The 12,934-nt window shown below is 42.3% G+C and carries 15 protein-coding genes; 14 read left to right on the top strand and 1 reads right to left on the bottom strand.

The annotated features are described in order from the left end of the window. Nucleotides 1–177 precede the first annotated feature (177 nt). From JOC74_RS12240 to JOC74_RS12210, 7 genes are read left to right on the top strand one after another with little or no spacing between them, the layout of a single operon-like run. Nucleotides 178–2,232 carry a BglG family transcription antiterminator gene (locus tag JOC74_RS12240; protein ID WP_053604836.1) on the top strand — a complete coding sequence of 685 codons (2,055 nt, stop codon included), beginning with the start codon at nt 178–180 and terminating at the stop codon, nt 2,230–2,232. Continuing rightward, nucleotides 2,225–2,686, top strand: a complete 462-nt coding sequence (locus JOC74_RS12235) for a PTS sugar transporter subunit IIA (RefSeq protein WP_053604835.1) — start codon at nt 2,225–2,227, stop codon at nt 2,684–2,686. Before JOC74_RS12240 ends, JOC74_RS12235 begins: the two co-directional genes overlap by 8 nt. A gap of 11 nt (nt 2,687–2,697) precedes the next feature. Beyond that, nucleotides 2,698–2,973, top strand: a complete 276-nt coding sequence (locus tag JOC74_RS12230) for a PTS sugar transporter subunit IIB (protein WP_053604834.1) — start codon at nt 2,698–2,700, stop codon at nt 2,971–2,973. Between the two features lie 15 nt (nt 2,974–2,988). After that, nucleotides 2,989–4,368, top strand: a complete 1,380-nt coding sequence (locus JOC74_RS12225; RefSeq protein ID WP_053604833.1) for a PTS galactitol transporter subunit IIC — start codon at nt 2,989–2,991, stop codon at nt 4,366–4,368. Further along, complete coding sequence (locus tag JOC74_RS12220; protein ID WP_053604832.1) at nt 4,365–5,312, top strand: 1-phosphofructokinase family hexose kinase; 948 nt, start codon at nt 4,365–4,367, stop codon at nt 5,310–5,312. Before JOC74_RS12225 ends, JOC74_RS12220 begins: the two co-directional genes overlap by 4 nt. Then, nucleotides 5,299–5,946 (top strand): class II aldolase/adducin family protein, encoded by a 648-nt coding sequence (locus JOC74_RS12215; protein ID WP_053604831.1) that lies wholly within the window; start codon nt 5,299–5,301, stop codon nt 5,944–5,946. Before JOC74_RS12220 ends, JOC74_RS12215 begins: the two co-directional genes overlap by 14 nt. 6 nt (nt 5,947–5,952) lie before the next feature. Continuing rightward, on the top strand, nt 5,953–6,099 hold the full coding sequence (locus JOC74_RS12210; RefSeq protein ID WP_158320317.1) for a hypothetical protein: 147 nt from the start codon (nt 5,953–5,955) through the stop codon (nt 6,097–6,099). Nucleotides 6,100–6,123: 24 nt separating this feature from the next. On the opposite strand, the gene JOC74_RS12205 is transcribed toward JOC74_RS12210, so the two are convergent. Continuing rightward, nucleotides 6,124–6,795, bottom strand: a complete 672-nt coding sequence (locus JOC74_RS12205; protein WP_053604830.1) for a TetR/AcrR family transcriptional regulator — start codon at nt 6,793–6,795, stop codon at nt 6,124–6,126. 235 nt (nt 6,796–7,030) lie between these two features. Here JOC74_RS12205 and JOC74_RS24145 point away from each other — a divergent pair, with 235 nt between their 5' ends. From JOC74_RS24145 to JOC74_RS12180, 7 genes are all read left to right on the top strand, one after another. Beyond that, a complete protein-coding gene (locus JOC74_RS24145) occupies nt 7,031–7,867 on the top strand; it encodes a CocE/NonD family hydrolase (RefSeq protein ID WP_312883817.1) in 837 nt (278 codons plus the stop codon). Between the two features lie 32 nt (nt 7,868–7,899). Then, on the top strand, nt 7,900–8,085 hold the full coding sequence (locus JOC74_RS24140) for a hypothetical protein (protein WP_312883816.1): 186 nt from the start codon (nt 7,900–7,902) through the stop codon (nt 8,083–8,085). 120 nt (nt 8,086–8,205) lie between these two features. Beyond that, complete coding sequence (locus JOC74_RS24135; protein WP_312883815.1) at nt 8,206–8,991, top strand: CocE/NonD family hydrolase C-terminal non-catalytic domain-containing protein; 786 nt, start codon at nt 8,206–8,208, stop codon at nt 8,989–8,991. 304 nt (nt 8,992–9,295) lie between these two features. Then, nucleotides 9,296–9,976, top strand: a complete 681-nt coding sequence (locus JOC74_RS12195; RefSeq protein ID WP_053604829.1) for a GntR family transcriptional regulator — start codon at nt 9,296–9,298, stop codon at nt 9,974–9,976. A gap of 8 nt (nt 9,977–9,984) precedes the next feature. Beyond that, entirely contained in the window at nt 9,985–11,184 is a 1,200-nt protein-coding gene (locus JOC74_RS12190; RefSeq protein WP_053604828.1) for a trans-sulfuration enzyme family protein, read from the top strand. Nucleotides 11,185–11,237: 53 nt separating this feature from the next. Then, nucleotides 11,238–12,257 carry a methionine ABC transporter ATP-binding protein gene (locus JOC74_RS12185; protein WP_053604827.1) on the top strand — a complete coding sequence of 340 codons (1,020 nt, stop codon included), beginning with the start codon at nt 11,238–11,240 and terminating at the stop codon, nt 12,255–12,257. Then, the gene (locus tag JOC74_RS12180; RefSeq protein WP_053604826.1) at nt 12,254–12,913 is read left to right on the top strand and encodes a methionine ABC transporter permease; all 660 of its coding nucleotides are present in this window, start codon (nt 12,254–12,256) and stop codon (nt 12,911–12,913) included. The genes JOC74_RS12185 and JOC74_RS12180 overlap by 4 nt, the downstream gene beginning before the upstream one ends. The last annotated feature ends 21 nt before the right edge of the window (nt 12,914–12,934 follow it).

The following is a 12,934-nucleotide window of genomic DNA, read 5'->3' as shown; positions in this document are numbered from 1 at the left end:
CTGAAGGGAAACAAGAGCAGCTGTTTTCATTTGTACTTTGACTTAATCAAACGTTTGTTTAATCTCCTTGATGATCACAATCGCCACTTGAAAGCGCTTACTAAAATTGTGTTCAACGGCAAATAATCGATGGATTTATCTTTTATAATGAAAGTAAGTCAGGCGGGGGTGTTGACAATGAAGGTTGAATTAAACGATGTCGTTCTCCATTTATTAGTGAACCAATCATCTTCAATTGAATCAATAGAAAAAGACATCAAGCAAAAGAAACACGTGATTAAAGAGTATATAAACGATATAAATGCTTGCTTAATAAAAGAGAATAAAGGTTGTATTCTCCTGAATGATGATAACGGGAATATTTTAATATCTGAAGCTACGAGAGAAAGCCTGTACCAGATGCTGAAGGAATCAAGGTTTATCAATTTGGATTATATCTCTCCGGAAATCAGAATTCATTTGATCCTGATTAAGCTATTAACGGATTGCAACTGTGATTCGCTTCAAGACTTGGCTGATTTTGTCGGTGTCAGTAAAAATACGCTTCTAAATGATATGAAGGCCGTAAAAGAAGTCTTGCTTAGCTATTCGTTGCAGTTAGAGTACTCCCGCAGCTGCGGATATCAGATTCACGGCTCTGAATTTAATATGCGCAAGCTTCTAGTGACCGAAGCCAAGAAACTGCTTTTGAATGATTTTGGAGCTGCGCTCTTTGAACGAAAAAAAATGGTTGATGAAACCGAGCTTTTCTTTTTAAAACAGCGGCTGATAAAAATGGAGAATGAGCTTCAGGTTTCGTTGACAGATGAACAGCTTGAAGATTTGCCGTTTGTTCTTCATTTACTAATTAAGAGAATTTCAGAATTTCAAGTCGAGTGGACGTCTGAACTGGATGATTATGATTTGGTCAATACGAAAGAGTACCAGAGTCTGAAGGAAATGTTCTGGGGAACCGGGGTGCTGAGTGAAAAGGATAAATTATACTTGTCACTTCAAGTCCTGTCTTCAAGCATGCTGGAGTCAGCGCTGGACCTATCGGGCAGTATGGACCTTATGCTGGCTGTAGATGGATTTTTAGAGAATTTAGAAGGTTATTTGGCTACTGCATTAATGAATAAAACGGAGCTTAAGCACAAGCTTATCTTACATTTAAAACCGGCAATTTACAGAGCGAGGCTGCGATTAAATATGAGAAACCCTTTAAAAGAACAATTTATCACTGAATTTCCTTCAATCTACTCGATTGTATCCAAGTCTATTCATCCGATAGAGGAATTCGCACGCAAGTCTTTCCTTCAAGAGGAAATCGTCTATATTGCTATGCTTGTTCAAGCATGGATTTACCAAACGGCAGAGCAGAGGGACCATGTGTTCACAGCATTGGTTGTTTGCCGGAATGGCACCTCAGTATCAAAGCTCATGCTTGAATCTTTGAGAGGAATGTTTCCCCATTTTCATTTTATTGGCGCTTTTGCTGAGAGGAATTATAAAAAGCATGAGCATGAGGTCGATTTTATTTTCTCAACGGTACCGCTAAACACATCGAAGAAAACGTTTCTCGTTGATCCAATTTTAACGAAAGAAAATCGCAAAGCGTTAAAAGCAGAATTAAGAAAATGCATTGACAAGGATGATGAAAAAAAAGCAAAAGAGCTTTTCTACCAATTGAAAGAACATATTGACATCAAGGATTATCAGGCGATTCAAAACAAAATTACTGATTTCTTTAAAGCGCCTGCCCTGACAAGCGTACAAACGAAGCACGGAGAAACCATTTTTTCATTTTCTTCCCGGCATATCTTATTTTCCGATCGAGATATGACGTGGGAGGAAGCAATCGAAACAGCCATGAATCCAATGATGCAAAGGAAGTCAGTAAAAGAAAGCTACTGTAGAAAAGTGCTGGAATTATTTCAGAAAGAAAGCAGCCGGATGATGATCGGGCCAGGAGTGTATCTACCCCATGCAAGTCCAGGTGATGGGGTGGAAATGGAAGATTTCAGCCTGCTCATTTGCAAGCATCTTGTTGAAATGCCTGATGGAGGTGCAGCAAAAATGATGGTGATATTGTCTCCTAAAGACTACAAACATCACGTTCCGACACTCCTGCATTTAAATGAAATTTTCTTGGATGAAGCGAAAGCTGACAAGATTTTTCAAGCCAAAAATGAAATTGATGTGTTAGAGGTCATATCTCCTGTATCTGAAAAGGGGGTGAGCGCATTTGATTGAAGCAAAAATTTTCAAGGAGGAGCTCGTTTTCACACAGCTGAAAGCAAAGTCGGCAGAAGAAGTACTATCATTTGTCGGAAGAAGCTTAGCTGAATTAGGATATGTGAAAGAGTCCTTCATACCGGGCATTTTAGAGAGAGAAAGAAATTATCCTACCGGACTGGCGTTAAACCGTTTTAATGTCGGTATCCCGCATACTGATACCGTTCATGTAAACTGCCCATTTATAGCGGTCGTTAAAAATGAAACGAAGGTACCCGTTATCCATATGGGAACTGACGACGAAGAAATCTGGGTTGATTGTTTTTTCGTACTGGGGATTAAAGAACCGGAAAGCCAGGTTGAGCTGCTGCAAGTGTTAATGGAAAAGTTTAATGATCAAACATTTGTCACGGAATTAAAATCAATTCATGATAAGCAGCAAATGATTAGCTTTTTAAAACATACATTTTAGGAGTGAGTGCGATGAAGAGGGTTATAGTAGCTTGCGGATCAGGTGTAGCGACAAGTCAAACTGTAGCATCAAAGGTAAAGAGAATTCTTGAGCAAAATGGGGTTCGGGCAAATGTCGAAGCAGTCGATATAAAATCGCTGGAGCATTACGTAAAATCAAGTGACGTCTACATTGCCATTACGAAATCTAAAAAAGAATATTCGATACCAACCTTAAACGGAATCGCATTCTTGACAGGGATGGGGATGCAGGAAGAAACAGAGCGGCTGATCGCCTTATTAAAATAAAAAGAGGTGAATAAGATGGATCTATTGCAAAGCGTTATTCAGTATGTATTGGATCTTGGCGCCGCAGTCTTCGTCCCTCTCTTGATGGTGATCGTGGGAATTGCCGCAAAAATGAAGTGGAAGGACGCACTCGGGGCAGGGATCATTTTAGGAGTTGCGTTTGTTGGGATGAATATCGTCATTGGCTTTATGCTGGATGCATTGACTCCGGCAGCTCAAGGACTGGTGGAGAGGACCGGAATTCAGCTGACGATCATTGACGGCGGCTGGACCTCACTGGCAACATTGGCATGGGCCTGGCCGTTGGCATTCTTGATGTTCCCTTTGCAGCTTTTAATAAACGGCATTCTATTAATCTTCAATAAAACGCAAACCTTAAACGTTGACTTATGGAACGTTTGGGGAAAGATTTTGACGGCTGTATTAGTCATTGGAGTGACAGGAAATATCTATATCGCTTTTTTTGTAGCCGCGATTCAGATTGTTTTCGAATTGCTGCTTGCGGATGTGAACCAGAAGCAGATCGAAAAAATCACGGGAATACCGGGGGTCACTGTTTCGCATGGCATGATGCTGTTTGGAATATTTCTGCTTCCCTTCAATTGGCTTTTAGGAAAAATACCAATTTTTGACCGGCATGTAGATGCAGATACCTTAAAGGAAAAGCTCGGGATTTTTGCAGAAAATCATGTCATGGGCTTTATTATCGGTTTGTTGCTCGGGATTGTAGCTGGGTACTCGGTTCCTGATATGTTGATGCTGGCCGTCCAAGCAGCGGCTGCACTGACCTTATTTCCCATGGTTGCAAAGTTATTTATGCAAGCGCTTTCTCCTTTATCGGATGCCATTTCTGAATATATGAAAAAGAAATTTCAAAACAGGCAGCTGTTTATCGGGCTGGACTGGCCGATTTTAGCGGGAAGCAGTGAAGCGTGGGTTGCGATGATTTTAATGGTTCCGATCACATTAATCTACGCCATTATTTTGCCCGGAAATAACATTTTGCCTTTTGCCGGGATCATCAACATTTCCTTTGCTGTGCCGGCGCTTATCATTACTGGCGGAAATCTGTTAAGAATGCTGTTGCTCGGAATCATCTCAACGCCCGTCTTTTTGTATACGGCTACGGGATTTGCACCGACGATCACTCAATTGGCAAAGGATACGGGAGCGGTAACCCTAAAGGATGGCCAGCTTTTATCATGGAGCACACTGGAATATCCTGATTTCCGATATATTTTTGCACAGGCGGGTGAGATTACAGAAGGCAATTTCTTAGGTATTATTCTTGTCGCGGTTTGGATTGCGTTGTTTATCGTTTATTACAAAATGATGAGCAAACGAACAGAGAAAATTGAAAGTCAATCAGGCTTTGAAAAGGAGATTTCATCGTGATCTATACGATTACTCTCAACCCAGCAATCGACCGTCTGATCAAAGTCAGGGGATCTTTAACAAAAAAGAAAACAAATCGTGTCAATAATACAGAATTCGACCTGGGAGGCAAAGGGCTGCACGTTTCCCATGTACTAACCAAATTTCGTATTGAGAATCAGGCGCTCGGGTTTATAGGGGAAAATAATCTGGAGCAAATGAAAAAGATTCTGGAGATAAAAGAAATCAACCATCAGCTCTTTGTTGAAAAGGGGGCTTCGACAAGAGAATGCATTGTCATCGTCGATGATTCTCATAACGGAAGCATGATGGTCACAGAAGATGGATTTCATGTATCGGATGAAAACCATCAGCTGCTTATCGATTTCATTCAACAACAGGTCACTTCAAAGGATATGGCAATCATTGCTGGATCTTTGCCGCCCGATTACACCTTACAAAAATTAAAAGAAATCATGAGGATGTTAAAGAAAAAAGGCTGCTTTATCGGCTGCGATCTATCTGGCGAAGCCCTTACTGCGGCAGTTGAAATGGAAGTTGATTTTATTAAGCCAAATCAATTTGAGGCAGAAGAGCTGTTTGCGAATCAAGAGTCTCATTTTGTTGATAACATTCGGAAGCTTGCCAAAAAAATTGCCTATGTAGTTGTTTCATTAGGTAAAGACGGAAGTTATGTGGTGCATGGGGAGGAGATGTATCGTGTGCTGCCTCCCCAAATCAAGGAGAGAAATGATACAGGTGCGGGAGATGTATTTGTCGGAGCATTTTTAGCCCAATTGGCAAAAGGAGCCGACTTGCAGACTGTGATCAGATATGCGACAGGGTGTTCAGCTTCGAAGGTGACGAAATCGGATTGCACCAGCTTTGACATTCATGAAGCGGAAGGTTTTTTTAACGAAATTACTATTTTTCAAATGGGGGAGAATCAGCATGTTATATCGTAAAGAACGAGAAGACTTGTGCAAGGTTGTAAAGTTAATGTTTGACCGTTTTGAAACCAATGCTGCTGGAGGAAATGTCAGCGTCCGGATGAATGAAGAGCACATTATCATGACACCAACATTAATGTCCCAACAAAAATTTTGTGATCTAAAGCCCTTTGAAATTCTTGTCGTCGATATGAATGAACAAAAAGTCGAGGGCGAAGGAAACATTACCCGCGAAATCAATATGCACATGGCCTGTTACAAAAGCCGGCCGGACATCGGCTGCGTGCTGCACTCCCATCCGAGAGAATCCTTGGTTTTTGCCACTGTCGGCATGGACCTTCCCAATCTGACAGAAGCGACTCAAAAGCTGGGGCACATCCCGACCTTGCCGTTTGCACCAGCGACTTCAAGGGAATTAGCAGATATCGTCCGGGACTATTTAAGCACTCTTGCTCACCGTCCGGTTCCATTCGCTATGCTATTGAATAAACACGGGATTCTTGTTCTTGATAAAACTCTGCATAAAGCATACGACATGCTGGAACGAATTGAATATAACTCATACGTTGCTTCAAAAGCACTGGTCTTCGAAGCATTAAATATTAAAAAAATGAAGAAAGAAGCTTATAACTACAATTTAGAGGAGTAGTAGGACGTGAAAGCTATCGTTCATATATGGATTTTTATTAGTGCATTTTTACTCGTTGCCGGATTCTTGCTTTCCTCGGTTTTCCTTTCATTGCTGGCCTTAGGTGCAGCAATTGTGGTCCACAGCATATATAAAAAATCAAATTTCACTTGAATCCCGGGTAATCCCCGGGATTTTTTAAGTGTTTTTAAACTCTAAAGCATCCACATTACGAACAATATCAGAAATATATTTCATCGTGATCCTCACAGCTTCCTCAGGCTCATAACTGCTTCGATGGTTTAAAATATTTGTAAACATTCCCTGCCAGATAAGGATTGTCATTTCGTTTACAGCATCAATGCTTTCCTCTTTTATATACCCTTCCTTCATGGCAATCTCCAAGACGGATCTTCCTCTTTTTGACACATTCCGTTTGAACAAAATCGGTTTGAGTTCATCCGGAATATTAATTAAATCATTAGGAAATATTTTATAATAATTTGCCAACATATTTTCCGGATGATCACCTAAATCCATGATGAAAACCGCCTGGAAGATTTTCGGCTGTTTAAACGAATGGGTGCAAAAGCATTCCCACGCCAAAACGTATTTTTCAATAGGGTTTTTTCCTTTTTCCATATATTTAGCGACATCGTCGGTATAGGTTTTCAAGAATTTCATGGAGGCAAAAAAGATGAGATGGGAAACCTCGGAAAAATAATTATAAATGGTGGCACTATTGTAGCCTGCCCGATCAGCCACCTTTCTTATCGTAACTTTTTCGATGCCTTCTTCTTGAATAATTTCAGCTGTTGCATCGACAAAATACTTCCACATACGGCTTTTTTGAATTTCTTTATTATTCATCGTCATTCTCCTCACATCTATTCACGTGTCTTATTAGTTTACCATTTAAAGTTGGTTAATTTACATCAGCAAAAAGGGTGTGTTAATATAATCATAATAAAAAATATAATCATGATTATCAATATAAATTAACGTAGGAGGTAAATGAATGGTTTTTAACGTACGAGACTCTAACCTATCTATTAAGAAAGAATTTCCGCGCAAAGTAAGTGAGATAGAGCATGTTTGGATTCCAATGTCGGACGGGACTCGGCTTTCTGCCCGGATTTGGCTGCCGGAGGACGCAGAGGAGAATCCGGTGCCCGCTATCTTGGAATATATCCCATATCGTAAAGATGACTTTACGGCATTGCGAGATTCCATCCGCCATCCTTACTTTGCCGGACATGGCTATGCAAGCATTCGCGTCGATATTCGCGGAAGCGGTGATTCGGAAGGAATTATGTATGATGAATACTTGCCGCAGGAGCAGGATGATGCTATAGAGGTATTAAACTGGATTGCGGCGCAGCCTTGGTCCACAGGGGATGTAGGCATGATCGGCAAATCCTGGGGAGGTTTCAACGGGTTGCAAGTGGCTGCACGCCGTCCTCCTCAGCTAAAAGCGGTCATTACTCTCTGTTCAACCGACGACCGTTATGCGGATGATGTTCACTATAAAGGCGGCTGTATGCTGTCATCAGACATGCTATGGTGGGCTTCAACAATGCTGGCGTACAACGCAAGGCCGCAAGATCCGCGCATTGTGGGAGAAGAGTGGCGCTCAAACTGGCTCGAGCGACTCGAAAAAACACCTCCGTTTGTGGAGGAATGGGTGAGACACCAACGCCGTGATGACTATTGGAAGCATGGATCTGTGTGCGAGGACTACTCTGATATTAACATCCCGATATTTGCTGTCGGCGGCTGGGCTGATGGGTATACAAATGCGATCCCGCGCCTGCTTGAGGGACTGTCAGGACCGCGTAAAGGACTGATCGGTCCTGGGCGCACGAATATCCGGAGGTTGCCGTTCCCGGGCCGTCGATCGGTTTTCTCCAGGAATGCCTGCGCTGGTGGGATCACTGGCTGAAAGGGAACGACACCGGTATTATGGATGAGCCGATGCTAAGGGCATGGATGCAGGACAGCGTGCCGCCGCATACGGAATATCCTGAACGTCCGGGACGTTGGGTAGCTGAATCGCAATGGCCTTCGCCAAATGTTACCCCTGAGCATTATTATCTTGCGGAACAAAAGCTGGTGAAAGCACCGGAAGAAGAGCAAGCAATTATGGTTACAGGAATGTAGGGTTACGGTCATTATGCCGGTGTCTTCTGTCCGTTTGGCCAGCCTGGTGATTTACCCGCAGACCAACGTCTGGAAAATGGATTGTCAGTCTGCTTTACATCGGAGCCGCTGGAAGCCCCAATGGAGATTCTTGGCCATCCTGAGGTCACGGTTGAGTTGACTTCTGACCGCCCGAACGCTTTGCTTGCTGTACGCCTGTGTGACGTGGCGCCAGACGGATCATCGACAATGGTAACCTGGGGAATGCTTAATCTGACGCATCGAGACAGTCATGAATTCCCAGAGCCGCTGGTTCCTGGAGAGAAGTATACGGTGAATGTAAAGCTTAATGTCATTGGTCACGTACTTCCAGCTGGACACAGATGGCAGGTCGCACTGTCACCAACCTTCTGGCCGCAAGCATGGCCATCCCCGGAGCCAGTCACTCTAAATGTATTCCCGGGTGAAAAGACTAATCTCAAGCTTCCGGTGCGTCCGCCTCAAGCTGCAGATGATGAGCTGCCTGACTTTGGTGTACCGGAAACTGCTAAAGTAGCTGATCGGGAAATCCTTCGGACGGAAAGCCGTACACGAGAGGTTAAGCATGATGTCGTTCAAGGGGTGTGGACCTTAGAAGACTTTTCTGATGAAGGATCGCGCAAGCTTTTGCAAAATGGTCTCGAATATGGCAGCACTAACCGAAACATTTATACAATTGAAGAAGGCGATCCTCTCTCTGCAAAAGTTCGCTGTGAATGGACGTTGCATATAGGTAGAGAAGATTGGCAGACAAGACTGGAAAATGTCAGTACGATGTCAGCCGATGCAACAAATTTCTATCTTGAGAACACAGTCACAGCATTTGAATCAGACAAACAGATCTTTACGAAGACATGGAATGCTGAAATTCCCCGCGATCATATGTAGGGATCCTGATTTAATTTTATTTCCCCTTTGGTTTTCCAAAGGGGGATTTTTTTGCGATAAAAAGTATGATGTTTCTAACAATTACCATTGACTTTAAAAGTTGTAAGGAAATATAATATTTTTACATAAAATATTCAGAAAAATTTGAAATGTTTCAAAAGAAAGCTGAAATGATTGGATCATATGCAATAGAAAGACTCATCAAAAAGTAATGAGTCTTTCTATTACAAAAAATAATTGTATACAATTATACGCTTATACAGAAAAGCCATTTACATGAATCGTTTACGAGGAGATGTGCAAAATGAACCGTTTTGACACCCGGGCTCGCAGAATGTCAAAAGACTATGCTTATTTAGAACTCAAGCAAAAAATCATCTGCGGCGATTTGGAACCTGATCAAATTGTGAGGGAAGAAAATCTGGCGGCGTTGTTGGAAATCAGCCGGACTCCATTACGGGAAGCAATACAGAGGCTGGAGATAGAAGAATTTTTGATTCGGCAGCGAAATGGAAGATTGAAAGTCGCTTCAGTTACCAAGCAAGAAGTAAAAGAGATATTTCAGATTCGGAGTATGCTGGAAGGGTTCATTGCAAGGGAGGCTGCAATAAATGCAAAAGAAGAGGATATTCAACATTTAACAGCAATGCTGGAGAAACTGAGGCAATCTTTTAAATTAGGCCATAGGCAGGACTTTGTCTCGTATGGATTTGAGTTTCATGACTATTTATCCGAAATGAGTGGTCTTAAAACGTTCGAAAAAATATTGAATATTTTAAAGGATCATGCACTCCGGTACTGCCGGTTCGTTTCAAAGTATGGTGATTGGGACGTAAAAGCCGATGAGGAACACAGTCTTATCTTACAAAAAATTGCAGAGAAAAATCCGGATGCTGCGGAAAAAGCGATGCAGGTACATATTTTAAGGAGTCTATCAACCTCGATTCAAAGGATTGAAGAAATAGAAAGTGATAGAAAGGGCTGATTCTCACGATGACAAAAGACTGGAGTATGGACACAAAAATTATTCATGATAACCAATTTCCCGATCCAGAGACAAGAGCAATTTCTCAAAGTGTCGTACCGGCTGTTGCTTATGCATTTCCAGATGCGGAAACGGCGGCAGAAGTCGTGTCGGATGGAGCAAAAGGAGTGTATTACGGCCGATATGGGAATCCGACATTACACGTATTGGAAAGAAAAATTGCAGCATTGGAAGGTGGAGAAGCTGCCCTCGGCGTTGCCAGTGGAATGGCTGCTATATCCATTGCATTATTGGGCTTTTTAAAACATGGCGACCATGTCGTTGTGACAAAGGATGTTTATGGAGGAACATACAGTTTCCTAACGTCACTCGCCCCAAGGTTTGGTATTGAAGTTGACTTTGTCGACTGTACGGAAATCGTTTCATTACTAAGCGCCATAAAACCAAACACAAGAGCGGTCTACATTGAGACACCGTCTAATCCTCGGCTAACTGTACTCGATATCAAAATAATCGGGGAACTATGCAAAGCGCACCAGCTTCCATTAATTGTTGATAACACGTTTATGAGCCCTTGTCTGCAAAAACCTTTGGACATCGGGGCTGATATTGTCATTCATAGTGCGACGAAATATATTAACGGACACGGTGATGTACTCGCCGGATTCGTGGTCGGCAAAAAAGACGTGATTGAATTTATGCGAAAAAAACTGATGGGAGACTTAGGACAGAATTTAAATGCGTGGGAATCATTTCTCATTCTGAGAGGAATAAAAACCATGGGATTGCGAGTTGAAAGACATTGCAGCAGTGCACAAAAAATTGCTGAATTCCTGGAATCACACCCTTTTGTAGAAAAAGTGTATTACCCGGGCCTGAAATCCCATCCGCAGCATGAGCTCGCAAAAAGACAGATGTTAGGAATGGGTGGAATCATTTCTTTCGAAGTGAAAGGAGGCCTTGTTGAAGGGAAGAGACTTATCAACGCTTTACAATTGGCTATGATCTCGTTCAGCTTGGGTGATCCGGAAACATTAGTACAGCATCCTGCATCAATGACTCACGCAGCCATACCTAAGGAAGAGAGACTCAAGTTTGGCATCTCAGACGGATTGATTCGCCTTTCAGTCGGACTGGAGGACGCAAATGATATTATCAAAGATTTGGACCAGGCTTTAAGCAGCTTATTCTCAGTGTCTGGGCGCTAAGTGAAATGCAGGAGTTGTGAGGCTGAAAACAAAGATTAAGAGAGGAAGGGCCTATGATTGAATTAAAAAATGTCTACAAAACGTATCAGCGCAAAGGGGTCTCTAATGAGGCTCTAAAAGGGATCGACTTAAAGGTTGAAAAAGGAGATATATTCGGTGTTATTGGCTACAGCGGGGCGGGCAAAAGCACATTAATCCGTCTGGTGAACTACTTGGAAAGGCCGACGAAGGGTCAGGTGTTCGTTGATGGACAAGCGTTAGACAGCTTTAACGTGAAGCAATTACGCGCAGCTAAAAAGCAAATCGGAATGATATTTCAGCATTTTAATTTGTTGGAGTCTAAAAAAGTATACGACAATGTGGCATTACCACTTGTTTTGTTGAAAAAGAGTAAACAAGAAATCAAAAAGCGAGTGAATGAACTTCTCGAGTTTGTCGGGTTAAGTGACAAAGCAGGCAGCTATCCCAACGAATTGTCAGGCGGCCAAAAGCAGCGTGTCGGGATTGCGAGAGCACTTGCATCAAACCCTTCCATTCTTTTGTGTGATGAAGCAACATCTGCATTGGACCCTCAGACAACAAGCTCCATCTTGCAATTATTGAAAAGAATTAATAAAGAGTACAACATTACGATCATGATTATCACGCACGAAATGGCTGTCATTCAAAAAATATGCAATCGGGTTGCGGTCATGGAAGAGGGCGAGATTATTGAACAGGGTTCGGTTCTGGAAGTATTTGGACATCCGAAGCATCCGACGACGGAGAATTTTGTTCGGACAGTCATTCACAATCGAATTCCTGTCAGTATACAAAAGACATTAGAAAAAGAAGACAGGCAGCCTTATAAATTGGAGTTTGTCGGTGATTGTGCATCTGAACCGATTATTTATGAATTGATTCGCAATTATAACATCAAAGTTAATATTTTATTTGCCAACACGACGGAGATACAGGGGACAACACTTGGCAATTTGGTGGTCCATTTAATTGGAGAGGATTCAGCTGTCGATCAAGCCTTGTCATTTTTAAGAGAACAAGGCGTTATGATTGAGGAGGTAGATGAAGCATGATGTCAACTACGATTACGTTAGATCAGTTTTTACTGGCGATCAATGAGACGCTGTTTATGGTGGGGATGTCATTATTGATCGGTTCATTAATCGGGATTCCATTGGGAATATTGCTGGTTGTAACAAGGCCAGGCGGCGTACTGCAAAACCAAGGAATTTATGCGATTTTAAATCCGATTATCAATATTGTCCGTTCATTGCCGTTTATCATACTGCTCGTTGCAATTATTCCGTTTACTCGGTTAATCGTCAATACATCAATTGGAACGAGTGCGGCAATTGTTCCGCTGATTATATATATCGCGCCATATATCGGACGCTTAGTCGAAAACTCTTTGCTCGAAGTGAATCCGGGAATTTTGGAAGCAGCAGAAGCAATGGGGGCAACACCCTTTCAAGTGATTTGGCATTTTTTGCTTCCGGAAGCATTCGGATCATTAATTTTATCATTAACGACGGCAACGATTGGCTTGATTGGAGCCACCGCGATGGCTGGAGTCGTTGGCGGCGGCGGTGTTGGTGATTTGGCGATTTCCTATGGTTATCAACGGTTCGATACGGTCGTCGTAGTTGCAACCGTTGTTGTATTAGTTATTTTTGTACAAGGAATCCAATCAACCGGAACATTATTGGCGCGAAAAGTCCGACGAGACTAAGAGCAGACGATAATATTTGCG

The organism is Bacillus capparidis, assembly GCF_017832095.1.
GTDB classification, from domain to species: Bacteria; Bacillota; Bacilli; order Bacillales; family Bacillaceae; genus Bacillus; species Bacillus gobiensis.
This window is presented reverse-complemented; position numbering and strand designations above follow the sequence as displayed.